Origin of the sequence: Pseudomonas sp. 14P_5.3_Bac1 (genome assembly GCF_025466135.1) — a bacterium.
Classification (GTDB): Bacteria; Pseudomonadota; Gammaproteobacteria; order Pseudomonadales; family Pseudomonadaceae; genus Aquipseudomonas.
This window is the reverse complement of sequence record NZ_JANLOF010000057.1, coordinates 313537-340173: the sequence shown is the minus strand read 5'-3', so window position 1 is coordinate 340173 and position 26637 is coordinate 313537. Positions and strand designations below refer to the sequence as shown.

General features: G+C 60.4%; 27 protein-coding genes. 21 read left to right on the top strand and 6 right to left on the bottom strand.

Going from position 1 to position 26637, the window contains the following annotated elements:
• Positions 1 to 18: 18 nt before the first annotated feature.
• The 3 genes from NTD89_RS15505 to NTD89_RS15495 form a co-directional block, all read right to left on the bottom strand.
• On the bottom strand, positions 19 to 285 hold the full coding sequence (locus tag NTD89_RS15505; protein ID WP_262208511.1) for a hypothetical protein: 267 nt from the start codon (positions 283 to 285) through the stop codon (positions 19 to 21).
• Between the two features lie 50 nt (positions 286 to 335).
• Entirely contained in the window at positions 336 to 689 is a 354-nt protein-coding gene (locus tag NTD89_RS15500; RefSeq protein WP_145159255.1) for a hypothetical protein, read from the bottom strand.
• Positions 690 to 774: 85 nt separating this feature from the next.
• A complete protein-coding gene (locus tag NTD89_RS15495) occupies positions 775 to 1980 on the bottom strand; it encodes an MFS transporter (RefSeq protein WP_262208509.1) in 1206 nt (401 codons plus the stop codon).
• A gap of 191 nt (positions 1981 to 2171) precedes the next feature.
• Here NTD89_RS15495 and NTD89_RS15490 point away from each other — a divergent pair, with 191 nt between their 5' ends.
• From NTD89_RS15490 to NTD89_RS15465, 6 genes are all read left to right on the top strand, one after another.
• On the top strand, positions 2172 to 2651 hold the full coding sequence (locus tag NTD89_RS15490; RefSeq protein ID WP_119742815.1) for a GNAT family N-acetyltransferase: 480 nt from the start codon (positions 2172 to 2174) through the stop codon (positions 2649 to 2651).
• 771 nt (positions 2652 to 3422) lie between these two features.
• Positions 3423 to 4244 carry an SDR family oxidoreductase gene (locus tag NTD89_RS15485; RefSeq protein WP_262208507.1) on the top strand — a complete coding sequence of 274 codons (822 nt, stop codon included), beginning with the start codon at positions 3423 to 3425 and terminating at the stop codon, positions 4242 to 4244.
• Between the two features lie 29 nt (positions 4245 to 4273).
• Positions 4274 to 5254, top strand: a complete 981-nt coding sequence (locus NTD89_RS15480) for a substrate-binding domain-containing protein (protein WP_242196091.1) — start codon at positions 4274 to 4276, stop codon at positions 5252 to 5254.
• Positions 5251 to 6750: an L-arabinose ABC transporter ATP-binding protein AraG gene (gene araG / locus NTD89_RS15475; protein ID WP_262208505.1), complete on the top strand. Its 1500-nt coding sequence runs from the start codon at positions 5251 to 5253 to the stop codon at positions 6748 to 6750. Before NTD89_RS15480 ends, araG begins: the two co-directional genes overlap by 4 nt.
• Before the next feature lie 17 nt (positions 6751 to 6767).
• The gene (gene araH / locus NTD89_RS15470; protein ID WP_106576704.1) at positions 6768 to 7733 is read left to right on the top strand and encodes an L-arabinose ABC transporter permease AraH; all 966 of its coding nucleotides are present in this window, start codon (positions 6768 to 6770) and stop codon (positions 7731 to 7733) included.
• A 186-nt stretch (positions 7734 to 7919) separates the two neighbouring features.
• Entirely contained in the window at positions 7920 to 8723 is an 804-nt protein-coding gene (locus NTD89_RS15465) for an IclR family transcriptional regulator (protein ID WP_106576182.1), read from the top strand.
• On the opposite strand, the gene NTD89_RS15460 is transcribed toward NTD89_RS15465, so the two are convergent.
• Positions 8724 to 9776 (bottom strand): NAD(P)-dependent alcohol dehydrogenase, encoded by a 1053-nt coding sequence (locus NTD89_RS15460; protein ID WP_017138342.1) that lies wholly within the window; start codon positions 9774 to 9776, stop codon positions 8724 to 8726.
• 181 nt (positions 9777 to 9957) lie between these two features.
• Here NTD89_RS15460 and NTD89_RS15455 point away from each other — a divergent pair, with 181 nt between their 5' ends.
• On the top strand, positions 9958 to 10848 hold the full coding sequence (locus NTD89_RS15455) for an AraC family transcriptional regulator (protein ID WP_106576185.1): 891 nt from the start codon (positions 9958 to 9960) through the stop codon (positions 10846 to 10848).
• 176 nt (positions 10849 to 11024) lie between these two features.
• On the opposite strand, the gene NTD89_RS15450 is transcribed toward NTD89_RS15455, so the two are convergent.
• Entirely contained in the window at positions 11025 to 12689 is a 1665-nt protein-coding gene (locus NTD89_RS15450; RefSeq protein WP_262208503.1) for an electron transfer flavoprotein-ubiquinone oxidoreductase, read from the bottom strand.
• Positions 12690 to 13221: 532 nt separating this feature from the next.
• On the opposite strand from NTD89_RS15450, the gene NTD89_RS15445 reads away from it, so the two are divergent.
• From NTD89_RS15445 to NTD89_RS15380, 14 genes are all read left to right on the top strand, one after another.
• Entirely contained in the window at positions 13222 to 13971 is a 750-nt protein-coding gene (locus NTD89_RS15445) for an electron transfer flavoprotein subunit beta/FixA family protein (protein WP_057009251.1), read from the top strand.
• A 2-nt stretch (positions 13972 to 13973) separates the two neighbouring features.
• Positions 13974 to 14903 carry an electron transfer flavoprotein subunit alpha/FixB family protein gene (locus NTD89_RS15440; protein WP_145159239.1) on the top strand — a complete coding sequence of 310 codons (930 nt, stop codon included), beginning with the start codon at positions 13974 to 13976 and terminating at the stop codon, positions 14901 to 14903.
• Positions 14904 to 14984: 81 nt separating this feature from the next.
• The gene (locus tag NTD89_RS15435) at positions 14985 to 15806 is read left to right on the top strand and encodes a substrate-binding periplasmic protein (RefSeq protein ID WP_242196084.1); all 822 of its coding nucleotides are present in this window, start codon (positions 14985 to 14987) and stop codon (positions 15804 to 15806) included.
• Between the two features lie 9 nt (positions 15807 to 15815).
• Complete coding sequence (locus tag NTD89_RS15430) at positions 15816 to 16178, top strand: DUF4398 domain-containing protein (RefSeq protein ID WP_242196081.1); 363 nt, start codon at positions 15816 to 15818, stop codon at positions 16176 to 16178.
• Positions 16175 to 16990: an OmpA family protein gene (locus NTD89_RS15425; RefSeq protein ID WP_145159233.1), complete on the top strand. Its 816-nt coding sequence runs from the start codon at positions 16175 to 16177 to the stop codon at positions 16988 to 16990. The genes NTD89_RS15430 and NTD89_RS15425 overlap by 4 nt, the downstream gene beginning before the upstream one ends.
• Positions 16991 to 17263: 273 nt before the next feature.
• Positions 17264 to 18703 (top strand): PLP-dependent aminotransferase family protein, encoded by a 1440-nt coding sequence (locus tag NTD89_RS15420; protein WP_106576193.1) that lies wholly within the window; start codon positions 17264 to 17266, stop codon positions 18701 to 18703.
• A gap of 117 nt (positions 18704 to 18820) precedes the next feature.
• The gene (locus NTD89_RS15415; protein WP_262208501.1) at positions 18821 to 19315 is read left to right on the top strand and encodes a translation initiation factor 2; all 495 of its coding nucleotides are present in this window, start codon (positions 18821 to 18823) and stop codon (positions 19313 to 19315) included.
• A gap of 160 nt (positions 19316 to 19475) precedes the next feature.
• On the top strand, positions 19476 to 19730 hold the full coding sequence (locus tag NTD89_RS15410) for a YkgJ family cysteine cluster protein (protein WP_083357231.1): 255 nt from the start codon (positions 19476 to 19478) through the stop codon (positions 19728 to 19730).
• Between the two features lie 67 nt (positions 19731 to 19797).
• Positions 19798 to 20403, top strand: coding sequence for an START domain-containing protein (locus tag NTD89_RS15405; RefSeq protein ID WP_064453725.1), 606 nt, complete (start codon positions 19798 to 19800; stop codon positions 20401 to 20403).
• Between the two features lie 103 nt (positions 20404 to 20506).
• Positions 20507 to 20743, top strand: coding sequence for a hypothetical protein (locus NTD89_RS15400; protein WP_106576196.1), 237 nt, complete (start codon positions 20507 to 20509; stop codon positions 20741 to 20743).
• Positions 20744 to 20956: 213 nt separating this feature from the next.
• Positions 20957 to 21298 (top strand): ribonuclease E inhibitor RraB, encoded by a 342-nt coding sequence (locus NTD89_RS15395; protein WP_003193463.1) that lies wholly within the window; start codon positions 20957 to 20959, stop codon positions 21296 to 21298.
• Between the two features lie 483 nt (positions 21299 to 21781).
• The gene (locus tag NTD89_RS15390; protein ID WP_145159230.1) at positions 21782 to 23191 is read left to right on the top strand and encodes a circularly permuted type 2 ATP-grasp protein; all 1410 of its coding nucleotides are present in this window, start codon (positions 21782 to 21784) and stop codon (positions 23189 to 23191) included.
• A gap of 4 nt (positions 23192 to 23195) precedes the next feature.
• A complete protein-coding gene (locus NTD89_RS15385) occupies positions 23196 to 24146 on the top strand; it encodes an alpha-E domain-containing protein (protein WP_106576198.1) in 951 nt (316 codons plus the stop codon).
• Entirely contained in the window at positions 24143 to 24946 is an 804-nt protein-coding gene (locus tag NTD89_RS15380) for a transglutaminase N-terminal domain-containing protein (protein ID WP_145159228.1), read from the top strand. The genes NTD89_RS15385 and NTD89_RS15380 overlap by 4 nt, the downstream gene beginning before the upstream one ends.
• A gap of 244 nt (positions 24947 to 25190) precedes the next feature.
• Here NTD89_RS15380 and NTD89_RS15375 read toward each other — a convergent pair whose 3' ends face one another.
• Entirely contained in the window at positions 25191 to 25997 is an 807-nt protein-coding gene (locus NTD89_RS15375) for a c-type cytochrome (RefSeq protein ID WP_262208499.1), read from the bottom strand.
• Between the last annotated feature and the right edge of the window lie 640 nt (positions 25998 to 26637).

Genomic DNA, 26637 nt, shown 5'->3' with positions numbered 1-26637 from the left:
CAGACCAGACAAAATGGATTACTGGGTGCTTTCGCCTTCCAGCTTGCGCGCCTCGTCAACGCCTGACGCGGTCAGCTTGATCGGCAGGTTCAACGAGTATTCACCGGCGTCGTCGGTGATCACATGCCCATCCTTGATAAATCCGCGGTCCTGCAGGAACGCCAAGACACTGGCAACCTCCTTCCCACCGCGGTAGTTATCCAGCACCTCCTTGCCCAGACCGTTCGGGTGGGCGTGCAGCAGGCGGGTGAGGACTTCTTTTTCAAGGTTTCTATCGACGTTCATGCGTACCTCTTCACTGGGAATGATCGGGTGTCGGTGTCGTTATGGATGCTTCAAGGCGCAGGTTGTTTTGGGGCGCCAGGGATGTTCGAGTCGTCGCCTTTATTGACCTTCGGCTCATTGCTGATGCCGGGGCCCATTTTGCCGTTGCCGACTGCAGCCGGTGCCTGGCGTTGGGTGTCGTTACCCTTGGTGCGAGGGTCAGCGCCAGCGCCGTTGTCGATGATCGCGCCGCCATTGGTGTCCAGGCCGGTGCCCATCGAATCCTGGGATTCCTGGGTGGCCGGGCTTGGCGGGCTGCCGACCGGGTCGGTCTTGCCAGTCGAGGAAGTGGCGGCAAAGGCGTTCAGCGATGCGGCAGACAGCAGGCCGGTGAGGGCGAGGGCGGCAAACTTGGAATTCTTCATGGGGGTGTCTCCATATGATTAATGTCCTTACCCTTTATTGGTCAGCCCCCGCTGGCGGTTCGTGCCTTGATGGCGACGAACGGTCTTAGCTCACCTGTAAGATTTTGTGTGCAGAAGCTTTGCGCCACACCAGCCGCGCCACCGTGATCAGCCAATTCAACGACGCCACGCCCATGACAATTGCCATCAATGTCGGCAGGCCGTAATCGACGATGATCCTGCCCGCCAGCCAGGGAAACCCGAACACGCCGACAAAGTACGCCAGGCTGAACAGCAGCAATGCCTGGGACGTGGTGCCGGGCGGTGCTTCGTTGGCCACCAGCCCGTTGATCACCGAATACGTCAGGCCGTAACCCACTCCCAGCGTGGCGGCGGCCAGCAAGTAGCTGAAATTGCCGCTCACGCCCACCGCAAACAGCACGATCGACCCGAGCATGATCCCCGACAACACACACGCCGCCCGGTAGGCATCACGTTTGACCACGTGGCCTGCGATCAACAGACGGCTGGTGATCGCAGCGCTCAGGAACCCGGCGAAGAACAGCGAGTAGTCCAGGCCATGCGCGGCCGCATAGCTGGTTTGAAATGACGAAAGCCCGCCGAACACACACCCTCCCAGGCCGACCATGAGGATTGCAAACCCGGCCTTGGATGACAGCACGCGACGGCTGGCGGCCCAGGAAATCCTCGAGGCCGGCACATTTGCGTGCTGTTTGAGGCGGGCGCCCATGCGCCAGAACATCAGCACCCCGGCAAAGCTGGCCAGCCCGGCAATATAGAAGGCCGTTGTCAGCGGCAGGTCCAGCGCACTGGCGGCTCGGCCGAGCAACGGGCCGGAGCCGATCCCGCTCAACATGCTGCCCGACAGCAGGGCAAAGTATTTGGCTCGCTGCTGGGGCTCCACCAGCAAGCTCACGATGATCGGGCCCAGGGTGTAGAACACGCCCCAGCCCAAACCAAGGGCCAGTCCGAACACCATTAAGCCTTGGCCGAACCCCGGCGTCAGGGCGAAACCCAGGCAGGCCACAACCAGCAATACGCCCATTCCCGCAATAGCCCGCGCGGCCCCGACCGCATCGGCCAGGTGCCCGGAAAACACTACGGCCACAAAGGTACTGAGCATCGCCGTGGAGATCACACTGCCCGCATCATGCTCGTTGCCACCGCGTGAATGGATCAGCAGTGACAGCAGAAACGTCGAGCCGTACGACAGCGACAACAGGAAGCTGGCCAGGCAGAACAGGGCGAAGAGCGTCGCGCCTTGCTTTTTTTCGGGTGCAGTGGCGTGCATGGGGTAAGCCTTGGAATAGTTGGAGTTGTGGCCAACTTTTACCACGCACGCTGCGACCGATTGTTCTGTGCTTGGTGGTGCTTGCTTTAGCACCCGCTGGAGTAAGCCTCCCTGGCCTGCACGAAAATGCGCTGCAATCAGTCATGAAAGCGCCTTAGTATGTGGGCTTTAAAATTGCCCAAGGCCCGCCCATGACCATCGAGATTCGCCCTGCCGTGCCCAGCGATGCTGCGCAGATCCTGACCTTCATCACCGAGCTTGCCGAGTACGAAAAGGCCCGGCATGAAGTGATCGCCAGTGTGGCGGATATCGAGCGCAGCCTGTTCAGCGAGGGCGCCACCGCCCACGGCCTGATCTGCTCGCGGGACGGCCTGCCGATTGGCTTTGCGGTGTTCTTTTTCAGCTATTCCACATGGCTGGGCAGCAATTGCCTGTACCTCGAAGACCTCTACATCAACCCCGAACAGCGCGGCGGCGGGGCGGGCAAGAAATTGCTGCGCCACCTGGCGAAGATCGCCTGCGACAACGGCTGCGGACGTTTCGAATGGAGCGTGCTGGACTGGAACGAGCCAGCGATCGCCTTCTACAAGTCCATCGGCGCACAACCGCAGGAAGAATGGGTGCGTTACCGCATGGAAGGCGACGCACTGCGCGATTTCGCCCAGGGCTGAAGCCAACGCGCTGTAACCCCAAAAGATCAAATGTGGGAGCGGGCTTGCCTGCGATGGCGGTGTATCAGTAACAACCAAGCCGCCTGACCCACCGCCATCGCAGGCAAGCCAGCTCCCACACTTACTCTGCGACAGACCGAAATCTCGCACCCGCCGCAGCCCAAATGTGGGAGCGGGCTTGCCCGCGAAGGCGGTGTATCTGTACCAACCAAGCCGCCTGACCCACCGCCATCGCAGGCAAGCCAGCTCCCACACTTACTCTGCGACAGACCGAAATCTAGCACCCGCCGCAGCCCAAATGTGGGAGCGGGCTTGCCCGCGAAGGCGGTGTATCTGTATCAACCAAGCCGCCTGACCCACCGCCATCGCAGGCAAGCCAGCTCCCACCTTTATTGGTGACAGACCAAAATCTCCGCACCCCCCGCAATCCAAATGTGGGAGCGGGCTTGCCCGCGAAGGCGGTGTATCTGTACCAACCAAGCCACCTGACCCACCGCCATCGCAGGCAAGCCAGCTCCCCACTAATGAGCGACAGAGCAAAATTCCGCATCCACCTCAGCCCAATTGTGGGAGCCGGGCTTGCCCGCGATGGCGCTCGTCCGGCCAACCCTTCACCTCTGACCCACCGCATTCCCAAGCAACCCCACACCCGCACTTCTCAGCTTTTGTTTCACTATATGGGATGCAAATTTATATATTGAGATATTTCAAAAGATGGGTTTATAGTCGCCTGCATCAGCACTCACTACCAAAAATAAAACAGGTGAAGCGATGCAGCCCCAACCTTTGTCATTACCCGCCGTGCCGGAACCCACCTACGGCGAGCGGCTGAAAAACAAAGTGGTGATCATCACCGGCGCCGCTCAAGGCATTGGCGAGGCGATTGTCGCTTGCTTCCAGGCCCAGCAGGCCCGTCTGGTGATCGCGGATATCCAAGGTGAAAAAGTCCAGAACGTCGCCGCCCACTGGCGCGAACGCGGTGCCGACATTGTCGCGCAGGCCGTCGACATCACGTCCAAAGAGCAATGGCAGTCGCTGGTTAACCTGGCCATCGAGCGCTTTGGCCGTGTGGATGTGTTGGTCAACTGCGCCGGCGTCAACGTGTTCCGCGACCCACTGGAAATGACCGACGAAGACTGGCGCCGCTGCTTCGCCATCGACCTCGACGGCGCCTGGTACGGCTGCCGTACGGTGCTGCCGCACATGATTGAGCAGGGCATCGGCAACATCATCAACATCGCCTCCACCCATTCCAGCCACATCATCCCCGGCTGCTTTCCCTATCCGGTCGCCAAGCACGGCCTGCTCGGCCTGACCCGCGCGCTCGGCATCGAGTACGCGCCCAAGGGCATCCGTGTGAATGCCATCGCGCCGGGCTATATCGAAACCCAGCTCAACGTCGATTACTGGAACGGTTTTCCCGACCCGCATGCCGAGCGCCAGCGTGCCTTCGATTTGCACCCGCCCAAGCGCATCGGCCAGCCGGCGGAGGTGGCGATGACGGCGCTGTTCCTGGCGACTGACGAGGCGCCCTTTATCAACGCAACCTGCCTGATGATCGATGGCGGGCGTTCTGTGATGTACCACGACTAAAATTTTTCGATAACAAGAAGAGGTGGTTCATGTTCAAGAAAACACTCGGCGCCCTGACGCTCGCCGCAGCCTTCAGCGGCTTCGTGTCTGCCGAAGAGGTAAAGATCGGCTTTTTGGTCAAGCAGGCAGAAGAGCCCTGGTTCCAGACCGAATGGGCCTTCGCCGAAAAGGCCGGCAAGGACCAGGGCTTCACCGTGATCAAGATCGCCGTGCCCGATGGCGAGAAAACCCTGTCGGCCATCGACACCCTCGCCGCCAACGGCGCCAAAGGCTTTGTGATCTGCCCGCCGGACGTGTCACTGGGCCCGGCGATCATGGCCAAGGCCAAGCTCAACGGTTTGAAAGTGCTGGCGGTGGATGACCGTTTCGTCGACGCCAAAGGCAAGCCCATGGAAGACGTCCCTTACGTCGGCCTGGACGCCTACAAGATCGGCCAGAAACAAGGTGAAGCCATGGCCACCGAAGCCAAGCACCGCAACTGGGACTGGAAGGAAACCTACGCCGTCATCAACACCTTTGACGAGCTGGAAACCGGCAAGAAGCGCACCGACGGTTCGGTAGAAGGCCTCAAGGCCGCCGGCTTGCCCGCCGATCACATCCTGTTCAGCGCACAGAAAACCCTCGACGTACCGGGCAGTATGGATTCGACCAACTCGGCACTGGTGAAACTGCCGGGCACCGCGAAAAATCTGATCATCGGCGGCATGAACGACAGCACCGTGCTCGGCGGCGTGCGCGCCACCGAAAGCGCCGGGTTCAAGGCGGCCAATGTGATTGGTGTGGGCATCAATGGCACCGATGCCATCGAAGAGCTCAAGAAATCAGACACCGGTTTCTACGGCTCGATGCTGCTGAGCCCGGACGCTTCCGGCTACAAAACCGCCACGGCGATGTTCGAGTGGGTGACCAAAGGCACTGAGCCGGCCAAGTTCACCGCCCTGGACAACGTGACCCTGATCACCCGCGCCAACTTCAAGGAAGAGTTGAGCAAAATCGGTCTGTGGAAATGACCGGCGCGGCCTTGCGGTTCAACGGCATCGGCAAGGATTTTCCCGGGGTCAAAGCCTTGGCGCAGATCAGCTTTGAAGCGCGACCGCACTCGGTGCACGCGCTGATGGGCGAGAACGGCGCGGGCAAATCGACCCTGCTGAAAATCCTCGGCGGCGCCTACATTCCGAGCAGCGGCACGGTGCAGATCGGCGAGCAGACCATGGACTTCAAGTCTGCCGCCGACAGCATTGCCAGCGGCGTCGCGGTGATCCACCAGGAGCTGCACCTGGTGCCGGAAATGACCGTGGCTGAGAACCTGTTCCTCGGGCATTTGCCGTCGCGTTTCGGCGTGGTCAATGGCGGGCTGCTGCGCAAGCAGGCGCTGGCGTGTCTCAAAGGCCTGGCCGATGAGATCGACCCGCAGGAAAAACTTGGGCGGTTGTCGCTGGGCCAGCGTCAGCTGGTGGAAATCGCCAAGGCATTGTCCCGTGGCGCCCATGTGATTGCCTTCGACGAACCCACCAGCAGTCTGTCGGCGCGGGAGATCGACCGTTTGATGGCGATCATCACGCGCCTGCGTGACGAGGGCAAAGTGGTGCTCTACGTGTCGCACCGTATGGAAGAGGTGTTTCGTATCTGCGATGCGGTGACGGTGTTCAAGGACGGCCGCTTCGTGCGCACCTTTGACGACATGGCCACGCTGACCCACGACCAATTGGTGACGTGCATGGTCGGCCGGGATATTCAGGACATCTACGACTACCGCCCGCGTGAGCGCGGCGAGGTGGCGCTCAAGGTCGAGGGCTTGCTGGGCCCGGGCTTGCGCGAAGCGGTCAGCCTTGAGGTGCACAAAGGCGAGATTCTCGGCCTGTTCGGGTTGGTTGGCGCGGGGCGTACCGAGTTGTTTCGGCTGCTGAGCGGATTGACGCGTTCCACCGCCGGGCAGCTGCAGCTCTTTGGTGAAAACCTGCACCTGCGCTCGCCGCGTGATGCCATCAATGCGGGCGTGCTGCTGTGCCCGGAAGACCGTAAAAAGGAAGGCATCATCCCGCTGTCCAGCGTCGCCGAGAACATCAACATCAGCGCACGCGGCGCCCATTCCACGTTTGGCTGGCTCTTGCGTGACGGCTGGGAGAAGGGCAACGCCGACCATCAAATCAAGGCGATGAAAGTCAAAACGCCGAACGCCGAACAGAAAATCATGTACCTGTCCGGCGGTAACCAGCAGAAGGCCATTCTCGGCCGCTGGCTGTCGATGCCGATGAAGGTGCTGCTGCTCGATGAGCCGACGCGCGGCATCGACATCGGCGCCAAGTCGGAGATCTACCAGATCATCCACAACCTGGCTGCCAGTGGCATCGCGGTGATCGTGGTGTCCAGCGACTTGATGGAAGTCATGGGCATCTCCGACCGCATCCTGGTGATGAGCGAAGGCGTACTGACCGGCGAGTTGAACCGCGATCAGGCGGACGAAGCACAGCTATTGCAATTGGCACTTCCGCGTACGCGGGCTTGAAGAATTCGAGGTGAATGATGTCGCAAATAAAAACTGCAAAGAGCTTCTGGCCGGGTTTTAACCAGCGCAAGTTTCTTGATGATTGGGTGATGCTGCTCGCCGCGTTGAGCATTTTTGTGCTCAGCGCGTTGTTTATCGACAACTTCCTCTCGCCGCTGAACATGCGCGGGCTGGGCCTGGCGATTTCCACGGTGGGCATCGCCGCGTGCACGATGTTGTTCTGCCTGGCGTCGGGGCACTTCGACTTGTCGGTGGGTTCGGTGATTGCCTGCGCCGGCGTCGTGGCGGGGATTGTGATTCGTGACACCGACAGCGTGGTGCTCGGCGTGTCGGCGGCGTTGGCCATGGGCCTGGTGGTGGGGCTGATCAACGGCATTGTGATCGCCAAGCTGCGCATCAATGCGTTGATCGCCACGTTGGCGACCATGCAGATCGTGCGCGGCCTGGCCTATATCTTCTCCAACGGCAAGGCCGTCGGCGTGATGGACGAACGCTTTTTCGTGTTCGGCAACGGCCAATTGATGGGCGTGCCGGTGCCGATCATCATCACCGTGCTGTGCTTTGTGTTCTTCGGCTGGCTGCTCAACTACACCACCTACGGGCGCAACACCATGGCCATCGGCGGTAACCAGGAAGCGGCGTTGCTGGCCGGGGTGAATGTCGATCGCACCAAGATCATCATCTTTGCCGTGCACGGTTTGATCGGCGCGTTGGCGGGGGTGATTCTGGCCTCGCGCATGACCTCCGGCCAGCCGATGATCGGGCAGGGCTTTGAGCTGACGGTGATTTCTGCCTGTGTGCTGGGCGGCGTCTCGCTGAGCGGCGGCATCGGCATGATCCGGCATGTGATTGCCGGGGTGTTGATTCTGGCGATCATCGAGAATGCGATGAACCTGAAGAACATCGACACCTTTTACCAGTACGTGATCCGCGGTTCGATCCTGTTGCTGGCGGTGATTATCGACCGCATGAAACAACGCTGAAGCCTTGCCCTGTGGAGATCCAAATGTGGGAGCTGGCTTGCCTGCGATAGCGGCGTGTCAGCCTGCACATTGACTGCCTGACACGCCTCATCGCAGGCAAGCCAGCTCCCACAGTGGATCTCCTCTGTTCAGGAGGGCTGCTTTTGCCATAATGGCGCCGTTTTCGTACTTCCCAATAGGCCCGATATGCAGGAAAACGCCCACATCCCCGTCAAAGACGCCGCGCCCACCGGCACCCAGACTCTGTTGCGTGGCCTGGGCGTGGTGCAGGCAGTGGCGGCCGGTGCGCGGGATCTGAAAGAGATCGCCCGGCGCATCGGCACCACCCGCAGCACCACCCACCGCCTGGCCAGTTGCCTGGTGGAGGAGCGTTACCTGCGTGTGGTGCCGCAAGTCGGTTACCTGTTGGGGCCCAAGCTGATCGAGTTGGGCTTCCAGGCCCGTGAAGAATTGCCGTTGGTGAGCCTCGCGGTGCCGTATCTGGATGAGTTGTCGGCGCTGACCGGCGACACCATCCACCTGGCGATTCGCGAATACGACGACGTGCTTTACCTGCACAAGAATCCCGGCCGTAACGGTCCGGAAATGCGCTCGCGGGTGGGCCATCGCATGCCACTGGCGCGCACGGGTGTGGGCAAGGCGATGTTGCTGGACGACTCGGTGCAGGAGTGGCAGCGCCTGTATGAAGCCAGCCTTCCGGCCGGTGGCAAAAGCCAGCAGTGGCCGCAGCACCCGGAGCAATCCTGGGCGCAGTTCGAGCAGCGCATGCGCGAATACGTGGCGGGGGGGTATGCGTTCGATCTGGAAGACAACGAACCGTCGATCCGTTGTGTGGCGGCACCGGTGCGCGATGCCAGCCGGCGAATCGTCGCCGGCATCAGCATCGCCAGTACCGTGCCCTACATGCCGCTGGAAAAAATGGCCGAGCTGATCCCTGTGATCAAACAGGTCGCAGCGCGGCTCTCAGCGGAGTTGGGCGCGAAGGCCTGATCAGGCCTTCAAGGTCGCCATGTCGATGACAAAGCGGTACTTCACATCACCGGCGATCATGCGGGTGTAAGCCTCATTGATCTGGCGGATGTCGAGCATTTCGATGTCGCAGGTGATGTTGTGCTCGGCGCAGAAATCCAGGACTTCCTGGGTTTCGGCAATACCGCCGATCAACGAACCGGCCAGCACTTTACGGCCCAACACCAGCTTGGCGGCGTTGACCGGCGGATCGACCGGTTCGATCAGGCCGACCAGAATGTGCACGCCGTCAAAGCGCAGCACGTCGAGGTAGGGGTTCAGGTCGTGCTGCACCGGAATGGTGTCGAGCAGGAAGTCGAAGCTGCCGGCGGCGGCTTTCATTTGCTCGGCGTCGGTGGACACGATCACGTGATCGGCGCCTTGGCGACGGCCTTCTTCAGCCTTGCTCGCGGAGCGGGTGAACAGCGTGACTTCTGCGCCCATCGCCTTGGCGAACTTGATGCCCATGTGGCCCAGGCCGCCCATGCCCAGCACGCCGACTTTGTCGCCCGCTTTCACGCCGTAATGCTTGAGTGGCGAGTAGGTGGTGATGCCGGCACACAGGATCGGTGCGGCGCTGGCCAGGTCGAGCTTGGCCGGGATTTTCACCACGAAGTGCTCGCTGACCACGATGCTGTCGGAGTAGCCGCCCATGGTGTTGCTGCCGTCGACCCGGTCCGGGGTGGCGTAAGTCATGGTCGGGCCTTCGAGGCAGTATTGCTCCAGGTCCGCGTGGCAGGCGTCGCAGTGGCGGCACGAATCAACCATGCAGCCCACGCCGACCAGGTCGCCGACTTTGTGCGCGGTGACGCTGGCGCCGACGGCGGTGACTTTGCCGACGATCTCGTGGCCCGGCATCAGCGGGTACACGGCAATGCCCCACTCGTTGCGCGCCTGGTGGATGTCGGAGTGGCACACGCCGCAGTAGAGAATCTCGATGGCCACGTCATCGGCGCGCGGGCTGCGACGTTCGAAGGACATGGGGGCGAGGGGAGTGGTCGCCGACTGGGCGGCATAACCGATGGCGGTATACATGAGGAAACCTCGCAACAGGAATAACTAGGGAGGCGGCGCATTCTCCGCGCCGCGCCCCGATGCGGCCATGGCGATTGCTCCGAGTCTCATGCCTATTCGTCCGGGAGTGCCCCTTGTTTGGATCCATGTGCCGTCAGACCTGCGATGATGCTCTCATCCCTTTTTCGCGAAGTTTTTTGCCATGTTGTTGACCCGCCATCTCGACGCCAACGCCACGTTGGTGGCCTTGATAAAAGGGCTTACGCCCTGCGACGGATTTTCGCCGACGAACCTTCCCGGCGTGCAGGTCCTGCGCGCCAGCTGCGACGTGGCGCGCGGCCCGCAGATCTACGAGCCGAGCCTGATGATCGTGGCCCAGGGCAGCAAAGTCGCCTACCTGGGCCCGCGTACGCTGGAGTATGGCGCCGGGCATTATTTGATCCAGGCGATGCCGGTGCCGTTTGAATGCGAGACCTTTGCCCTGCCGAACGCGCCGTTGTATGGCGTGACGGTGGGTATTGATCGGGTGGTGCTGGGCGAGTTGGTCATGGCCATGGGCATTCAGGCCGGGCCGCCGCCGGCAGCGCAGACGCTGGAATCGATGAGTTCGGTGGTGCTCGATGATGCGATGCGTGGGTGCGTCGAGCGACTGTTGCAGTGCCTGCACGATCCGCTGGAAAGCCGGATCATGGGCCCGGCGCGGGTGCGCGAATTGTTGTTCACCGCGTTGCGCGGGCCGCAGGCCGATGTGTTGCGGGCATTGGTGGAGCAGCAGGGGCAATTTTCGCGCATCGCCACGTCGTTGAATCACCTGCATGCCCATTACGCCGAGCCGCTGAATATCGAGACGCTGGCCGGTTATGCGCACATGAGCGCGTCGACGTTTCACGAGCATTTCAAGCGCTGTACGTTGTTGTCGCCGGTGCAGTATTTGAAGCGGTTGCGGTTGCTCAAGGCGCAGCAGTTGCTGCTGGTGGAGGGCATGGGTGTGGCGCAGGCGGCACACAATGTGGGGTATCAGAGTACGTCGCAGTTCAGTCGCGAATATAAGCGCTACTTTTTGCGTAACCCGGGCGAAGAGCGGGCTGCCTAGATTCTGTTGATGCAACGCGGTCAATGTGGGAGCTGGCTTGCCTGCGATAGCGGTGGGTCAGCTAAAGGTTGGTTGACTGATGCTCCGCCATCGCAGGCAAGCCAGCTCCCACATTTGATCTGTGCTGGGCATAAAAAAGGCTCCCGATTGGGAGCCTTTTTGTTCAAGCCAATGACTTACATATTCGGGTAAGTCGGCCCGCCGGCGCCTTCCGGTGTCACCCACGTAATGTTCTGCGAAGGGTCCTTGATGTCACAGGTCTTGCAGTGCACGCAGTTCTGGGCGTTGATCTGGAAGCGCTTCTCGCCGTCTTCCTTGGTGATCACTTCATACACGCCGGCCGGGCAGTAGCGCTGCGCCGGTTCATCGTAGAGCGGCAGGTTGGTGCCGATCGGGATGCTCGGGTCCTTGAGCTTCAAGTGGCACGGCTGTTCTTCTTCGTGGTTGGTACCGGAGATGAACACCGAGCTCAGCTTGTCGAAGCTCAGCTTGCCGTCGGGTTTTGGGTAATCGATCTTCTTGCTGTCCTTGGCGAGCTTCAGGCAGGCGTAGTCCGGCTTGGTGTCGTGCAGGGTGAACGGCATTTTGCCGCCGAGGATGTTCTGGTCGAACCAGTTGAAGCCGGCGCCGAGGATCGGGCCGAACTTGTGCATCGCCGGGCCGAAGTTGCGGCTGGCGAACAGCTCTTCGTACAGCCAGCTGGCTTTGAAGCTGTCGACGTAGTTGGTCAGTTCGTCGCCGCCTTCAGACTCGGCGAACAGGCGTTCGGCCACCGCGTCGGCGGCGAGCATGCCGGACTTCATCGCGGTGTGGCTGCCTTTGATCTTGGCCACGTTCATGGTGCCCAGGTCGCAGCCGATCAGGGCGCCGCCTTTGAAGACCATCTTCGGCAACGAGTTGATGCCGCCTTTGGCCAGGGCACGCGCGCCGTAGCTGATGCGCTTGCCGCCTTCCAGGTACTGGGCGAGAACCGGGTGGTGCTTGAGGCGCTGGAACTCATCGAACGGCGACAGGAAGGTGTTGCTGTAGGACAGATCGACGATCAGACCCACGACCACCTGGTTGTTTTCCAGGTGATAGAGGAAAGAACCGCCCGTGTTCTCGTTGCTCATGATGTCCAGCGGCCAACCGGCGGTGTGTACCACCAGGCCAGGTTGGTGCTTGGCGGGGTCGATTTCCCAGATTTCTTTGAGGCCGATGCCGTAGTGCTGGGCGTCGGCGTCGCTGTCCAGGTTGAAGCGCTGGATCAGTTGCTTGCCGATGTGGCCACGGCAGCCCTCGGCGAACAGCGTGTACTTGCCACGCAGCTCCATGCCTGGGGTATAGACGCCTTCCTTTGGATGGCCTTCGCGGTCGACGCCGAGGTCGCCGGTGATGATCCCGCGGACCACGCCGTTTTCGTCGAACAGTGCTTCTTGAGCGGCGAAGCCTGGGTAGACTTCCACGCCCAGGTTCTCAGCCTGCTGGGCCAGCCAGCGGCACAGGTTGCCCAGGGAGATGATGTAGTTGCCTTCGTTGTGCATGGTCTTGGGCACAAAGAAGTCGGGAACCTTGGTGGCGGCTTCCGGGCTGCGCAGTACATAGATGTCATCGCGCACCACGGGAGTGTTGAGCGGGGCGCCAAGTGCTTTCCAGTCCGGGAACAGTTCGTTCAGGGCGCGGGGTTCAAACACCGCACCGGAAAGGATATGCGCGCCGACTTCGGAGCCTTTCTCGACCACGCAGACGCTGATTTCTTTACCGGCTTCGGCGGCCTTCTGCTTCAGTCGGCAGGCGGCAGACAGGCCTGCCGGGCCAGCGCCGACGATGACCACGTCGAATTCCATGTATTCGCGTTCCACAGGCTATCTCCTACTCAAGGCTCAACAGGCTTTTTTTTTAATGGGTGGAGGTTCGGTGTCGCATCCGTCATCAGTGCATTCGGAGCACGGGATGACCCACCTTTCTCTCTAGGTGGCGCATTATATCTACACCACTGGCAGCGTCCAATACAAACGTTTGTTTGAATTGCTTGGAAGCTAGGTAAATCAAAGCAACGCGGCTTATGACTGGCTATTTTGGCGTATTGACCAGAATAGGCGTTCCGGTCAATATACGGTCGGTTTTGCGCATACCGTAGGCATACCGCAGGTTTCAAGAGCACGTCCAAAAGCAGGGCCAAGGCAAAACAGGTGACGCGCGTTTCATTGATGGCGCGCAGTTTACACGCCGCGATAAAGAATGACCTCTCAGTCACCACTGACGAACGGTCATCATTTCCCGTGAGTAAGGTCATCCGCCGACGTTTTTGGAGGTGCCCTTGTGTGCCGATGAGCATCAACCGCCAGGTTCGCCTAGGCGACTTTCTTTTCACCGGAGAGTAACGAGGAATCCATGAAGGTTCTTGTAGCTGTCAAACGCGTTGTCGATTACAACGTGAAAGTTCGCGTCAAGGCGGACAATTCCGGCGTCGACCTTGCTAACGTCAAGATGTCGATGAACCCATTCTGTGAAATCGCCGTGGAAGAAGCCGTACGCCTGAAAGAAAAAGGCGTAGCGACTGAAATCGTTGTGGTTTCCATCGGTCCTACCACTGCCCAAGAGCAGCTGCGTACCGCCCTGGCACTGGGCGCCGACCGCGCCATCCTGGTTGAATCGGCTGAAGAGCTGACCTCCCTGGCCGTTGCCAAGTTGCTCAAAGCCGTTGTCGACAAGGAACAGCCTCAGCTGGTGATCCTCGGCAAACAGGCCATCGACAGCGACAACAACCAGACTGGCCAGATGCTGGCTGCACTGACCGGTTACGGCCAGGGCACCTTCGCCTCCAAAGTCGAAGTGAGCGGCGACAGCGTTGCGGTTACCCGTGAAATCGACGGCGGCGCGCAGACCGTTTCGCTGAAACTGCCGGCCATCGTCACCACCGACCTGCGTTTGAACGAGCCGCGCTATGCGTCCCTGCCAAACATCATGAAAGCCAAGAAGAAGCCGCTTGAGTCGCTGACTCCAGAAGCTTTGGGCGTTTCCACCGCCTCCACCAACAAGACCGTCAAGGTTGAAGCGCCGGCTGCACGCAGCGCGGGCATCAAGGTCAAGTCGGTGGCTGAACTGGTCGAGAAACTGAAAAACGAAGCGAAGGTAATCTAATCATGACTATCTTGGTAATCGCAGAACACGACAACAAGGTGCTGGCCCCGGCCACCCTGAACACCGTGGCTGCCGCTGCGAAAATCGGTGGCGACATTCACGTGCTGGTAGCAGGTCAGGGCGCTGGCGCCGTGGCTGACGCCGCGGCGAAAATCGCTGGCGTGAGCAAAGTACTGCTGGCCGACAACGCCGCCTACGCTCACCAACTGCCGGAAAACGTTGCTCCTCTGGTTGCAGAGCTGGGCGCTGGCTACAGCCATATCCTGGCTGCCGCTACTTCCAACGGCAAAAACATCCTGCCACGCGTTGCCGCGCAATTGGACGTTGACCAGATCTCCGAGATCATCTCGGTTGAAAGCGCTGATACCTTCAAGCGCCCGATCTACGCCGGTAACGCCATTGCCACCGTGCAGTCCAACGCGTCGGTAAAAGTGATCACCGTGCGTGCCACCGGTTTCGACCCGGTTGCTGCTGAAGGTGGTTCGGCGGCCGTTGAAGCCGTCTCCGCCGCCCACGACGCGGGTACGTCCAGCTTTGTTGGCGAAGAGCTGGCCAAGTCGGATCGTCCTGAGCTGACCGCTGCCAAGATCGTCGTTTCCGGCGGGCGTGGCATGCAGAACGGTGACAACTTCAAGCACCTGTACGCCCTGGCCGACAAGCTGGGCGCTGCGGTGGGCGCGTCCCGCGCGGCCGTCGATGCAGGTTTCGTACCCAACGACATGCAGGTCGGCCAGACCGGCAAAATCGTTGCGCCACAGCTGTACATTGCCGTCGGTATCTCCGGCGCGATCCAGCACTTGGCCGGTATGAAAGACTCCAAAGTGATCGTTGCGATCAACAAGGACGAAGAAGCGCCGATCTTCCAGGTGGCTGATTACGGCCTGGTGGCGGACTTGTTCGAAGCCGTACCTGAGTTGGAGAAGCTGGTCTAATCCAGCCGCTTCACTTATAAAGAGCCCGGTCTTTGGACCGGGCTTTTTTTTGCGCGCCCCTTTTTAATCTGGAGAACCGCCATGGATCTGCGTCCCGTAGTGCTGGCACTGACACTTGGATTGGCGCTGCTGCCGAGCCTGGCGCTGGCCGCTGGCAAATGTGAGCGCCTGGTGATCACCGGCAGCCCGGACGCGCCGCCCTTGTTATGGCGTGACCCACAAGACCCGACGCACCTGATCGGCGCCACCGCCGATGTGCTGCAACAAGTGGCCAAGGAGCTGGGGCTTAAAATCGACCTGCTCTATGGCGGCAAACGCGCCCTGGCCCTGGATGAAGTGCGCAGCGGGCGCATGGACATCCTCGCCGATGCGCCGCTGAACCTGGGCGAGTTGGAAACCCTCGACTACATCCACCCGGCCTTGATGCAGATCGACTACCTGGTCTGGACCCGCAAGGATTCGGCGCTGGTCTACGCCACGGCGGCCGACCTGCACGGCCAAAAGGGCGCAGTCTCGGAACGCGCACGCTTGAGTGCCGATTTCGACACCTTCGCCAGCCAACAGCTCAACCTGCAACGCTTCCCCACCTTGACGCCGGCCTTTCAGAAACTGCTGCTGGGGGAAGTGGACTACGTGCTCGCCGGGCGTTATTCGGGTATGGCCATGGCCCAGACGCTGGGCATGAGCAACGACTTGATCGCGCGTGAAGTGCCTGTCGATCAACCCGGCTTGTACCTGGCGATTTCCCACAACTCGGCCTGCAATGATCCGTGGCTGCGCGGACAGCTGGCCAAAAAGATGACAGAATTGCCCGCGTCCGGTGTGGTGCAAACAGCAATGCAGCGCAACCTCGAGCGCTGGAAAGCGCAATTGCAGCAACCCGTCGGCACCCCAGCAAAGTAAGGATTTACAGTGACTATTCGACCTCTTTTCGCGGCCCTCGCCGTTGTCGCTTTGGCGGGATGTGCAGCCGATCCTGCGCCGAATGAGCAAATACGCCTCACCCAGCAAGCCCTGGAACAAGCCAGCGCCGTGGGGGCCAGCGTCGACGATTCGCCTGAGCTGAAACTGGCCGAAGACAAGTTCGCCAGGGCCAAGGCCGACATGGCCGATGAGTCCTACAAGCATGCGCGCATGCGGGCCGAACAGGCCGAGTTGGACGCGCGCCTTGCCGAAGCCAAGGTTCTGACCCAAAAGAGCCAGGAGCAACTGAGCGTGCTCAACACCCGCATCACCCGCCTGCGCAAGCAATTGCAGTTGGGAGAAGCCCAATGAGCCCGATGATCCGTGGTTTGAGCTGTGTCGTGCTGCTGGGCAGCGCCGCCCTGGGCGGTTGCGCCAGCCAACCGAGCAGCGAGCAGGCCTTGCAACAGGCCGGCACTGATTTCCAGAAGGTCAAGGAAGACGCCAATGTGCTGCGCTTTGCACCCAAGGACGTCATTCGCGCCGGTGAATCCCTGGCGCGCGCCGATCGTTTGTCCAGCTACTGGGGCAGCGGTGCCGACGTGGTGCATTACGCTTACCTGAGCCAGCGGTACAGTGCGATCGCCCGCGAACACACCGAACAGGGCCTTAACGCCGAGCGCGGCACCAAGCTCGAGTTGGAACGCCAACGCCTGCAACTGGCCCTGCGCGAAAACAAACTCGCCAGCGTGCAGCAACAGGGCAAGTGGCTCGAAGAGCAAATCGCCAGCCTGACCACCACCCAGACCGATCGCGGCCTGGTGATGACCCTCGGCGATGTGCTGTTCGACACCGGTGATGCGCAGCTGGAAAACTCGGCCAATCGGACGGTGCTGAAGATCGTGCAGTTCCTGCAACTGAACCCCAAGCGCGTGGTGCGCATCGAGGGTTACACCGACAACACCGGTGGCGAGCAGGAAAACCTGAAGCTGTCGCGCGACCGTGCGCAATCGGTGGCCGATGTGCTGATGGACCTGGGGATCGATGAAAAACGTATCCAGGTCGAAGGCTATGGCGACCAGTACCCGGTCGAAGCCAACGCCTCCGAGCGTGGCCGCGCGCAGAACCGTCGGGTGGAGATTGTGTTCTCCGATGAAAAGGGCCAGCTGGGCGCTGCGCGCTGACGCCCTGCGCGGTCCTCTGTGGGAGCTGGCTTGCCTGCGATGCGGGCACCTCGGTGGATCTGGCTAACCGAGGTGATGCCATCGCAGGCAAGCCAGCTCCCACCCCAAGCAAACCCGATCGCTGATCGGGTTTTTCATGTTCAACACCCGCACAGTTTTTTCTATCACTGCCGCCCGAGCTCGACTATTCTCGCAACTGTCCCCGTACACTTCTAAACTGTGCCGGTATGTTTCACACAAAAATAAAATACCCGTGAAATCGAGTGCTGCGTCATGACCAATCTGTTGCTCTACCAACGTATCGCCCAGCAACTGGCTGAGGACATCCGCCGTGGTGTCTATCAACCCGGTGAGCGTGTGCCCTCGGTGCGCAAAATGAGCTCCCAGCTCAACGTCAGCCACGCCACGGTGTTACAGGCCTATGCCAACCTGGAAGACCAGGGGCTGATCCGGGCGCGGCCGCAGTCGGGCTATTACGTGCACCAGACACCTGCGTTGACGGCGCCCACGCCGGACATCGCGCGGGTCGAGCGCCCGGGTTTGGTCACCCGCAGCAGCATCATCCAGCAAGTCTTGGTCGAGTCGCGCCGCGAAGGTGTGTTCCCGTTGGGCGCCGCCGTGCCGAGTGTGGATTACCTGCCTGTGCGGGCGCTGCACCAGCAATTGGCCAAAGTCACCCGCTTCCAGAGCCCGCGCGCATTCAGTTACATGTTCAGCCCGGGCTTTGAGCCATTGCGCCGCCAAGTGGCGATTCGCATGCGCGACGCCGGCGTAGTGGTGGATCCCTCCGAAGTGGTGATCACCCACGGTTGTGTCGATGCGTTGCAGATGTCGTTGCGCGTGCTGACCCGCCCGGGCGACCTGATCGCCGCCGAATCACCCACCTATTACGGTTTGCTGCAATTGGCCGATCTGCTGGGCCTCAAAGTCATCGAGATCCCCAGCGACCCGTCCACCGGCATGAGCCTTGAGGCCTTGCAACTGGCGGCCAACCAGTGGTCGATCAAGGCCCTGGTGCTGACCACGCGCCTGAGCAATCCCCTGGGCGCGACCATGCCTGAAGAACGCCAGAAACAGTTGCTGCGCCTGGCCTCGGATTTCGATATCCAGATCGTCGAGGACGATATCTACGGCGAACTGATGTTCGAACTGGGCCGCACCAAGGCGCTGAAAGCCTATGACCGCCTCGACCGGGTGATCTACTGCTCGAGCTTTTCCAAGACCTTGTCTCCCGGCGTGCGCATCGGCTGGATGATTGCCGGCAAATACCAGCAGGAAATCCAGCGGCTGCAGATGTTCAGCACCCACTCGGCCTGCAGCGTGACCCAGATGGGCGTTGCGGCCTACCTGGAAAACGGCGGCTATGACCGCCACCTGCGTTATATCCGCCAGGAGTACCGCAAGAACCTCAGCGCTTTTCAGCTGGCGGTGCAGCAGTATTTCCCGGAAGGCACACAGATGACGCGTCCCAACGGCGGCTTTATCTTGTGGGTCAGTTTGCCGGGGCGGGTCAATACCCAGGAACTGCACGTGCGCGCATTGCAGCAGGGCATCAGCATTGCGCCGGGGGTGATTTTCAGTAATACGGAACAGTTCAACCACTGTATTCGCCTCAACTGCGGCACGCCGTGGAACCGCGAGGCAGAGCGGGCGCTGATGACCTTGGGGATGCTTGCCAGCCAGCTGTGCCAGGAAACTGCAGCCGGGCTTTGAGGCCGGTGGCTGAGGCGTGTAATGGGGACAGTACCGATAGCTGGCTAATCACCAGACTTGTCATGCCGCGCACAACAAGCGAGCATATGGCCCTCTGCCGTTAATGCTGTTGGCGATATGACATCTATTTTTCGCGCTGCTGTAGTGGTTGGCCTGTTAAGCCTGTGTAACGTCGGCACCGTGCTGGCGGCAACGCCTGTGGTGTCTGAAAGCAAGCCCGCCGCCAGTACCGAGCAGGCCACTCCCGCGAAAAAACCGGCGCCCGCCAAAAAGGCTCCGGCGGCCAAGAAGAAAGCCGCCACGGTGAAAAAGCGCGCTCCCGTCGCGAGCAAATCCAAGTCAGCCCATGAAGTGGCACAGACCAAACTGCCACCGGCACAGTTGGACCTGACACTGCCTACGGACATGGTCAGGCACTTGCAGCCCATAGGCACCATGCCCAAGCCCAAGAGCGTGCCCTTGCTGCCGCCGATGTTTGGCGAGAAACCTACCGACAACAGCGCGTTCCAGATCAACGGCCGCTTGCTCAGCAACGAGATGAAGCTGCAGTTGCGTAACGATGAACGTCGCGATATCGAAGGCGCGGCGCTGGATTTCGAGTTCAAGCAATAAATTTCGCGCAAAGGTGACGCCGCTCATCGACCATCTGTCGCAGACTGGTCAGTCACTTTTGTTTTGTGCGAAAAACACCTGTTAGACCATTTTAAAACGGCTGTTTAAGGGCGTACTCTAGCCCGGCCATCCACATTGAGTCGTCGAGGACCTGTTGGTCATGAAATGCCGTGAAGGCTGTGGCGCATGCTGCATTGCCCCCTCCATCAGTTCGCCATTGCCGGGAATGCCGCACGGCAAACCCGCGGGCGAACGCTGCCTGCACCTGTCGGTCGAACAGCTATGCCTGCTGTTTGGCCAACCGGAACGCCCAGCGGTGTGCAGTGATTTCAAAGCAGATCTGGATGTCTGTGGCAACGACCAGGCCGATGCGATCCGGTTGATCGGCTGGTGGGAGCAGATGACGGCGGCTTGATGGGCTTTACTATCGGAATTTACTTTCAGAACTTACTTTCAGAACTTCGACAATAAGGAATACAACAATGGGTTCGCTGAAACGAATGGCTGTGTTGTGCGGTTTTACGGTGTTGTTTGCTGCCACTGCGCAGGCTGAGGATTGGCAGGTCGCCAAGGACGAAGACGGTATCAAGGTGTCCCTGAGCGAAATTGCCGGCTCCAAATACAAGGCCTACCGCGGTGTGGCGCTGATCAAGGCGCCTGTCGCCAAGATCCAGGCCCTGCAGGAAGACGTGGCCGGTGCCTGCTCCTGGATCCACGAATGCAAATCGCAAAAACTGCTCAAGACCGAAGGCGACAAGAGCTGGACCTACACCCAGTTCAAGGCACCGTTCCCGGTGACCGACCGCGATTCGATCCTCGAAATCACCACTTCCAAGGCTGCCGACGGCACCGTGACCCGCAAATTGCTGGAAGTGCCGACCTATCAGCCAGAAGTGAAAGGTTACGTGCGCGTTGCCCAGGTAGACGGCTACTGGAAGCTGGTACCCAAAGGCGACAACCAGACCGAAGTGACCTACCAGGTGCACACCGAGCCAGGCGGCAGCGTGCCATCGTGGCTGGCCAACAAGTTCGTGGTGGACGCGCCGTTCAACACCTTGAAAGCCTTGAAAGAACACGCTGAAAAATAAGTGTAATTAATCAAGTGCCTCCTGACTTGAGTGGAACGTTTGCAGAGCCCTCAAGGTCCAGATAGTTGTAAGCCCACACATGGGTTTTATCGAGGAGGCACCGATGCAAAAGTGGCAGATTACCTTCGTTGATGATCACGGCGTTCAGTCCGTCGAGCAGTTCAGCTGCGACCAGAAGCCCAGCCTCGAAGATGCGGCACACATGATTCGTAACAAGCTGGTGCCAGTGGCCGCCGAACTTGACCTGAATGACTTGGAAGGGCGCAAACCCGAGCCTACGGTCAAGATTCTTAAAGACCAGAACAGCATTCAAATCCTCGACATTTCGCCCGCCGCCTGAACATTGCCTGTATGTCCTTCAAGCACCTCTGGTGGAGGTGATAGCTTCGCGCTACTCTGCAACCGAGATCAGCGAATGAATCGCTAAGGTCTGGTCTTGTCAGCTACATGCTTGTTTTCCCGCGGTGTCGTTAATGCCGTAGCACCCGCGCCAGCAGGGCGCGGTCTTCGGGAAGCACGGAAAGTCTATCCATCAGTTTGAGGAGGACGTTTCATGAGCACAGCCTATCAAGAAGACATCAGCACCAACGTACTGCGCCGCATGAAAGAAGGCGGTTTCGACTTCTCACGGTTCCACCCCATCGAGTTCTACGCCATTTTCCCGGATGAGGAACGGGCGCGCAGGGCTGCGGGTCGATTTCGTGGGGAATCCCTGAATGCCCAGGTCAGCGCGCGCGACGATGGCGCCTGGTACCTGGAACTGAGCAAAATCATGTTCGCAACCTACGACGGCATAGGAGACTTCGAGCAAGACTTTGAAGCGGTGGTCGAGCCTTTGGGCGGGATCATCGAGGGATGGGGCGTCAAGCAGGAGGTGCGTGGGTTACCCATGTAGCGGCATTCGATGAGCAACACAGCGTATCGGCTGACCTTTGGGTCGGCCGATTTTGTTTGTGCACTCCCCACAACTGCACCCTTAACATCGCCACCTACTACGAGCCCGGCCTGCTGCCGATAGCGTCTTTAACGTCGCGATCGCCGGCAAATCGGGCTCTTGGCTTTCTACGGCGCAAAAAAAACCACCCAAAGAGGGTGGCTTAAAGGGAAGAGCGGTTCGCTGACATCTCAGGAAACATCCTGGTCAGCCGATGTGGGGATTATCCGCAAGCGCAACCGGGCAGTGAAATCAACTCTGACTATGCTGTTGATAGTCAAAGCCCGCATTGCGATGAAGCGTGGTACAGGACAGCGGGCATTCTGCGCACCAGGACGGTGCGCGCAAAACCTGCAGGTTATTTAACTCACTGATTTTTAAGTGTTTATGCCGCTGGCACGGGCCTTGCGACGGTTCTCGCGCCCGGGTGACAAGGAGTACGGCATGATCCGCACTTATTACGATGAAATGTACGACGGGGCAGGGCAGGTCCGCCCCCATTACCGCGAGTTCGCCCGCTGGTTAGCTGAAACTCCCGCCGAACTGCTGGCCCAGCGCCGGCGTGAAGCCGATTTGCTGTTCCACCGCGCCGGGATCACCTTCACCCTTTACGGGGACGAGCAGGGTACCGAGCGCCTGATTCCTTTCGACACCATCCCGCGCAGCATTCCGGCGAGTGAGTGGCAAATTGTCGAGCGCGGCTGCATTCAACGGGTCAAAGCGCTGAACCTGTTTCTCGCCGACCTCTATCACGAGCAACGCATCATCAAGGCCGGGATCATCCCCGCCGAACAGGTGTTGGCCAACGAGCAATACCAGTTGGCCATGCAGGGCCTGGACCTGCACCGCGATCTGTATTCCCACATCTCCGGTGTTGATCTCGTACGCGATGGCGACGGCACCTACTACGTGTTGGAAGACAACCTGCGCACACCGAGCGGCGTGAGTTACATGCTCGAAGACCGCAAGATGATGATGCGCCTGTTCCCCGAGTTGTTCGCCGCCCAGCGCATCGCGCCCATCGACCATTACCCCAACCTGTTGCTCGACACCCTGAAAAGCTCGAGCCCTCTGGATAACCCCAGCGTGGTGGTGCTGACCCCGGGGCGCTTTAACAGCGCGTTCTTCGAGCACGCCTTCCTGGCGCGGGAAATGGGCGTGGAACTGGTGGAAGGCGCCGACTTGTTCGTGCGCGATGACCGCGTATTCATGCGCACCACTGACGGCCCCAAGGCCGTGGATGTGATCTACCGTCGCCTCGATGACGCATTTCTCGACCCACTGGCCTTCAACCCCGACTCCATGCTCGGCGTGCCCGGCCTGCTCGCGGCCTATCGCTCGGGCAATGTGGTGTTGGCCAACGCGATTGGCACCGGGGTGGCCGATGACAAGTCGGTGTATCCCTTCGTCACCGAGATGATCCGTTTTTACCTGGATGAAGAGCCGATTCTGAAGAACGTGCCTACGTTTCAATGCCGTAAGCCCGACGAATTGTCCCACGTGCTGGCCAATCTTCCGGACCTGGTCGTCAAGGAAACCCAAGGTTCCGGCGGCTACGGCATGCTGGTGGGCCCGGCGTCGACAAAAGCGGAAATCGAAGCCTTCCGCGCGCGCATCAAGGCCAAGCCCCACGCCTATATCGCGCAGCCGACGCTGTGTTTATCCACGTGTCCGACCTTCGTCGAAAACGGCATTGCGCCGCGCCATATCGACCTGCGGCCGTTCGTGTTGTCCGGCAAGGAAACCCGCGTGGTGCCCGGCGGTTTGACCCGCGTGGCCCTGCGCGAGGGCTCGCTGGTGGTCAACTCGTCCCAGGGCGGCGGCACCAAAGACACCTGGGTGGTCGAGGACTGATGCCATGTTGAGTAGAACTGCCTCGGATTTGTACTGGATGTCGCGCTACCTGGAACGCGCGGAAAACCTCGCCCGCATGCTTGATGTCAGTTATTCGCTGTCGCTGATGCCCCAGGATGGGCGCGGTGATGGCCTGCACGAATTGGCCATGCCGCTGCTGATCACCGGCACCCTGGAGGATTACCACGAGCGCCACGGCGAACTGCATGCCGAGCGCCTGCTGCACTTCTTTGCGTTGGACGCGGCTAACCCGGCGAGCATCTACAGTTGCCTCGGCGCCGCGCGCGCCAGCGCCCATGCGGTGCGTGGGCGAATCACCGCCGACATGTGGGAAAACATCAACGCCACCTGGCTGGATATCCGGGATATCGCCCAGCAAGGGCTGAGCCGCTACGGCATGAGCCGGTTCTGTGAGTGGGTCAAGGAGCGGTCGCACCTGTTCCGTGGCGCCACCTACGGCACCATCATGCGTAACGACGCGTTTCGTTTTATTCGCCTGGGCACCTTCATCGAACGTGCCGACAACACCCTGCGCCTGTTGGATGCGCGCTACGAAATGGCTGGCGACCAAGCCGCTGCGGTCAGCGACGGCACGGCCCATGCCTATTATCAGTGGAGTGCCTTGCTGCGCGCGTTGTCGTCGTTTGAGGCCTACACCGAGATCTACCGTGACGCACCCGGCGCCCGGCAAGTAGCCGAACTGCTGTTGTTGCGCGCTGATGTCCCACGCTCGCTGCGTGCCTGCAGCGAAGAGATCGACCAGATCCTTGCCAGCCTGCCGGGCCTCAACGGGCGCCCGGCCCAGCGCCTGGCCGCCGAGATGGACGCGCGCCTGCGCTTTACCGCCATCGACGAAATTCTCGAGGAAGGCCTGCATGCCTGGCTGACCGACTTTATCCCCTTGGTCCGCCAGTTGGGCGACGCCATCTACAGTTCCTACCTGGAGGCGGCATGAGACTTTCCATCAGCCACGAAACCACCTACCACTACGAAGACCAGGTGCGCGCCAGCATCCAGTACCTGCGCCTCACGCCCCACGACAGCGAACGCCAGCACGTGCTCAGTTGGCAGCTCGATCTGCCGCGCCCGGTGCGCGCGCAGGTCGACCCGTTTGGCAACATCCTGCATGTGCTGACCCTTGATGAGCCCCACGACGCCATCATCATCGGCGCCCGTGGCCAAGTGGATATCGATGAATTGCGCGAGGCTGAGCACGAAAGCCAGTCGGCGTTTCCGTTCCTGCGCAGCACGCGACTGACCGAGCCGGACGACGCGTTGCGCGGCTTTGCCGACCAGCATTGCCGTCAACGCCGGGACCGCTCTGCGTTGATCGACCTGATGCATGCGCTCAACCAGTCGATGGTCTACACGCCGGGCGCCACTGAAGTCGACACCTGCGCCGCCACGGCATTCGCGGGGCGCGCAGGCGTGTGCCAGGACCACACCCATGCATTCCTGGCCTGCGCACGCAGCCTGGGCATTCCAGCGCGATATGTGTCGGGGTATTTGTACACCGAAGACAGCACGCATCTGGCCAGCCACGCCTGGGCCGAAGCCTGGCTGGATGACGCGTGGTACAGCTTTGATGTGACCAACCAATTGGCGCGGCCCGAGCGGCATTTAAAGTTGGCGGTAGGCCTGGATTACCTGGATGCCTGCCCGGTACGCGGCATGCGCCGAGGCGGCGGGCATGAGCAGATGCACGCCAAAGTGTTCGTGGCGCCGACGCCGGTGATTTCGGTGCAGCAGCAATAATCTCCCGAACGGAGCAGCTCAAACCTGGGCGCGGGCTTGTCGTGGCGGACGGGCTTGCTGTGGCGAGCGGGCTTGCCCCGCGTTGGGCTGCGAAGCGGCCCTAATAAAGCAGAATGCTGTGTGTCAGGCACTCCTCAGCGTCTGGTTTTGGGGCTGCTGCGCAGCCCAACGCGGGGCAAGCCCGCTCGCCACGACAAGCCCGCTCGCCACAGCAGTCCCGTTGAGCAAGGGAGCTTGGTAAGGCTCAAGGCTGCTGCTTACGCCCCGCCATATGCTTCAAATACCCCACCAGCAAATCCAGCTCGCCGTCCGGTAACACACTGGCTGCGAACGCTGGCATCTTCGCCTGGGGCCAGTGCCGCAGGCTCTGCGGGTCGCGGATATAACGCTTGAGGAAATCCCCGCTGAAATATTCCGTAGGGTTGTAGGGAATATTCAGGTCCGGCCCCACCTGCGCATCGCCGGCGCCGTTGAGGCGGTGACAGGCCAGGCAGTTTTTCTGGAACAGCGCAAAGCCCTGGTTGATCGGGTCATTCGCGGCGAGTTTCGGGTCAGGCAACAGGGCTGGAAAGCGCTCGGCCACTGTCTTCAATTGCTTGATCCCGGACATCTGGAAGGGCCACTGCTCAGGGCTGATGTTCCCGGCTTGCGGGTCGGTCCACACCAGATAGAACGGCCCGGCACTTGGCTTGCCTTCGGCCAGCGCGGGCCATGGATGAGCCGGGTCTTCCACTGCCAGCCAGGCACGGGCACCGTGTTTTTGCAGCAAAGGCGCCGCCGTCAGCTCGGCGGCGAACCCGTCGAGGGCGACGGCTTGCAGATGATTTTCCGGCGAGAGGCCCGGTAACAGAGCCGCCAGCGGCACCGCGCGATAAGTCATGTCGCGCTTGTAGGAAACGTCATCGACGATATGCACCGTCTGCGCCTGCGGGTGCTTAAGCAGATCTTCGGTCTGCCAGGTTTTGCTGGCGCGGTCCAAGTCGATGGTCAACTGGGCGGCCGCAGTGGGAAGGGCCAACAGCGCGGCGAGAAAGGCGAGGATCAGTTTCAAGAGTGAGCCCGGTTTGAAGTGGCGATGGCGTCCACGATACCGGAAATCGGCACGCAAAAAGACAGCCCCTGCAACAGGACCGCTATACGCAATGTCCCGGCAGGTGCTGCCAAAAGCTGCAGTCCTGATGCAATGTGTGCACGGAATGTGAGGATCGAGTCGTCACCCAATAACCTTGGTTAAATTGGGCAAGATCAGAATCAGTGTGGTGGCGAACAGAATAAGTCCCGCCTGACGTACTTTCGAATGTTTGAACATGGCTGACTGCCTTTTGTTGTTATTCCTGAGCGTCAAATGCGTGCCGGTCAATTTCAGTATCGCAACGTGACGTGTCGCTTTTCTTACAGTTGCTCCAGCAAAACCCGGCAGCAACTTCTTACTGATTGAACCTTAGAGCCCTCGTTCTGCGTCGCTTAGATCCATTTAATATCAGCTAATCAGAATTTCTAATTAAAAAGGCATGAGGCATATCGCCATCTTGGCGCCAATGCCTTGGCTAGACCGCTAAAACGATTAACCCGCGCTTTCCCATAGCACCCTACCGTTCGTCCGAGCGTGAGGGTCAAAAGCAATGAGCGCATCCGTCATTGAAACCGTGTCAATCGGGCCTAAGGTAGGGGCACACACGCACTGCGTTCGA

Excerpts from the sequence above, each read along its gene's own strand:
- NTD89_RS15505 (WP_262208511.1), bottom strand. The coding sequence starts at position 285 with ATGAACGTCGATAGAAACCTTGAAAAAGAAGTCCTCACCCGCCTGCTG.
- NTD89_RS15500 (WP_145159255.1), bottom strand. The coding sequence starts at position 689 with ATGAAGAATTCCAAGTTTGCCGCCCTCGCCCTCACCGGCCTGCTGTCT.
- NTD89_RS15495 (WP_262208509.1), bottom strand. The coding sequence starts at position 1,980 with ATGCACGCCACTGCACCCGAAAAAAAGCAAGGCGCGACGCTCTTCGCC.
- NTD89_RS15490 (WP_119742815.1), top strand. The coding sequence starts at position 2,172 with ATGACCATCGAGATTCGCCCTGCCGTGCCCAGCGATGCTGCGCAGATC.
- NTD89_RS15485 (WP_262208507.1), top strand. The coding sequence starts at position 3,423 with ATGCAGCCCCAACCTTTGTCATTACCCGCCGTGCCGGAACCCACCTAC.
- NTD89_RS15480 (WP_242196091.1), top strand. The coding sequence starts at position 4,274 with ATGTTCAAGAAAACACTCGGCGCCCTGACGCTCGCCGCAGCCTTCAGC.
- araG (WP_262208505.1), top strand. The coding sequence starts at position 5,251 with ATGACCGGCGCGGCCTTGCGGTTCAACGGCATCGGCAAGGATTTTCCC.
- araH (WP_106576704.1), top strand. The coding sequence starts at position 6,768 with ATGTCGCAAATAAAAACTGCAAAGAGCTTCTGGCCGGGTTTTAACCAG.
- NTD89_RS15465 (WP_106576182.1), top strand. The coding sequence starts at position 7,920 with ATGCAGGAAAACGCCCACATCCCCGTCAAAGACGCCGCGCCCACCGGC.
- NTD89_RS15460 (WP_017138342.1), bottom strand. The coding sequence starts at position 9,776 with ATGTATACCGCCATCGGTTATGCCGCCCAGTCGGCGACCACTCCCCTC.
- NTD89_RS15455 (WP_106576185.1), top strand. The coding sequence starts at position 9,958 with ATGTTGTTGACCCGCCATCTCGACGCCAACGCCACGTTGGTGGCCTTG.
- NTD89_RS15445 (WP_057009251.1), top strand. The coding sequence starts at position 13,222 with ATGAAGGTTCTTGTAGCTGTCAAACGCGTTGTCGATTACAACGTGAAA.
- NTD89_RS15440 (WP_145159239.1), top strand. The coding sequence starts at position 13,974 with ATGACTATCTTGGTAATCGCAGAACACGACAACAAGGTGCTGGCCCCG.
- NTD89_RS15435 (WP_242196084.1), top strand. The coding sequence starts at position 14,985 with ATGGATCTGCGTCCCGTAGTGCTGGCACTGACACTTGGATTGGCGCTG.
- NTD89_RS15425 (WP_145159233.1), top strand. The coding sequence starts at position 16,175 with ATGAGCCCGATGATCCGTGGTTTGAGCTGTGTCGTGCTGCTGGGCAGC.
- NTD89_RS15420 (WP_106576193.1), top strand. The coding sequence starts at position 17,264 with ATGACCAATCTGTTGCTCTACCAACGTATCGCCCAGCAACTGGCTGAG.
- NTD89_RS15415 (WP_262208501.1), top strand. The coding sequence starts at position 18,821 with ATGACATCTATTTTTCGCGCTGCTGTAGTGGTTGGCCTGTTAAGCCTG.
- NTD89_RS15410 (WP_083357231.1), top strand. The coding sequence starts at position 19,476 with ATGAAATGCCGTGAAGGCTGTGGCGCATGCTGCATTGCCCCCTCCATC.
- NTD89_RS15405 (WP_064453725.1), top strand. The coding sequence starts at position 19,798 with ATGGGTTCGCTGAAACGAATGGCTGTGTTGTGCGGTTTTACGGTGTTG.
- NTD89_RS15400 (WP_106576196.1), top strand. The coding sequence starts at position 20,507 with ATGCAAAAGTGGCAGATTACCTTCGTTGATGATCACGGCGTTCAGTCC.
- NTD89_RS15395 (WP_003193463.1), top strand. The coding sequence starts at position 20,957 with ATGAGCACAGCCTATCAAGAAGACATCAGCACCAACGTACTGCGCCGC.
- NTD89_RS15390 (WP_145159230.1), top strand. The coding sequence starts at position 21,782 with ATGATCCGCACTTATTACGATGAAATGTACGACGGGGCAGGGCAGGTC.
- NTD89_RS15385 (WP_106576198.1), top strand. The coding sequence starts at position 23,196 with ATGTTGAGTAGAACTGCCTCGGATTTGTACTGGATGTCGCGCTACCTG.
- NTD89_RS15380 (WP_145159228.1), top strand. The coding sequence starts at position 24,143 with ATGAGACTTTCCATCAGCCACGAAACCACCTACCACTACGAAGACCAG.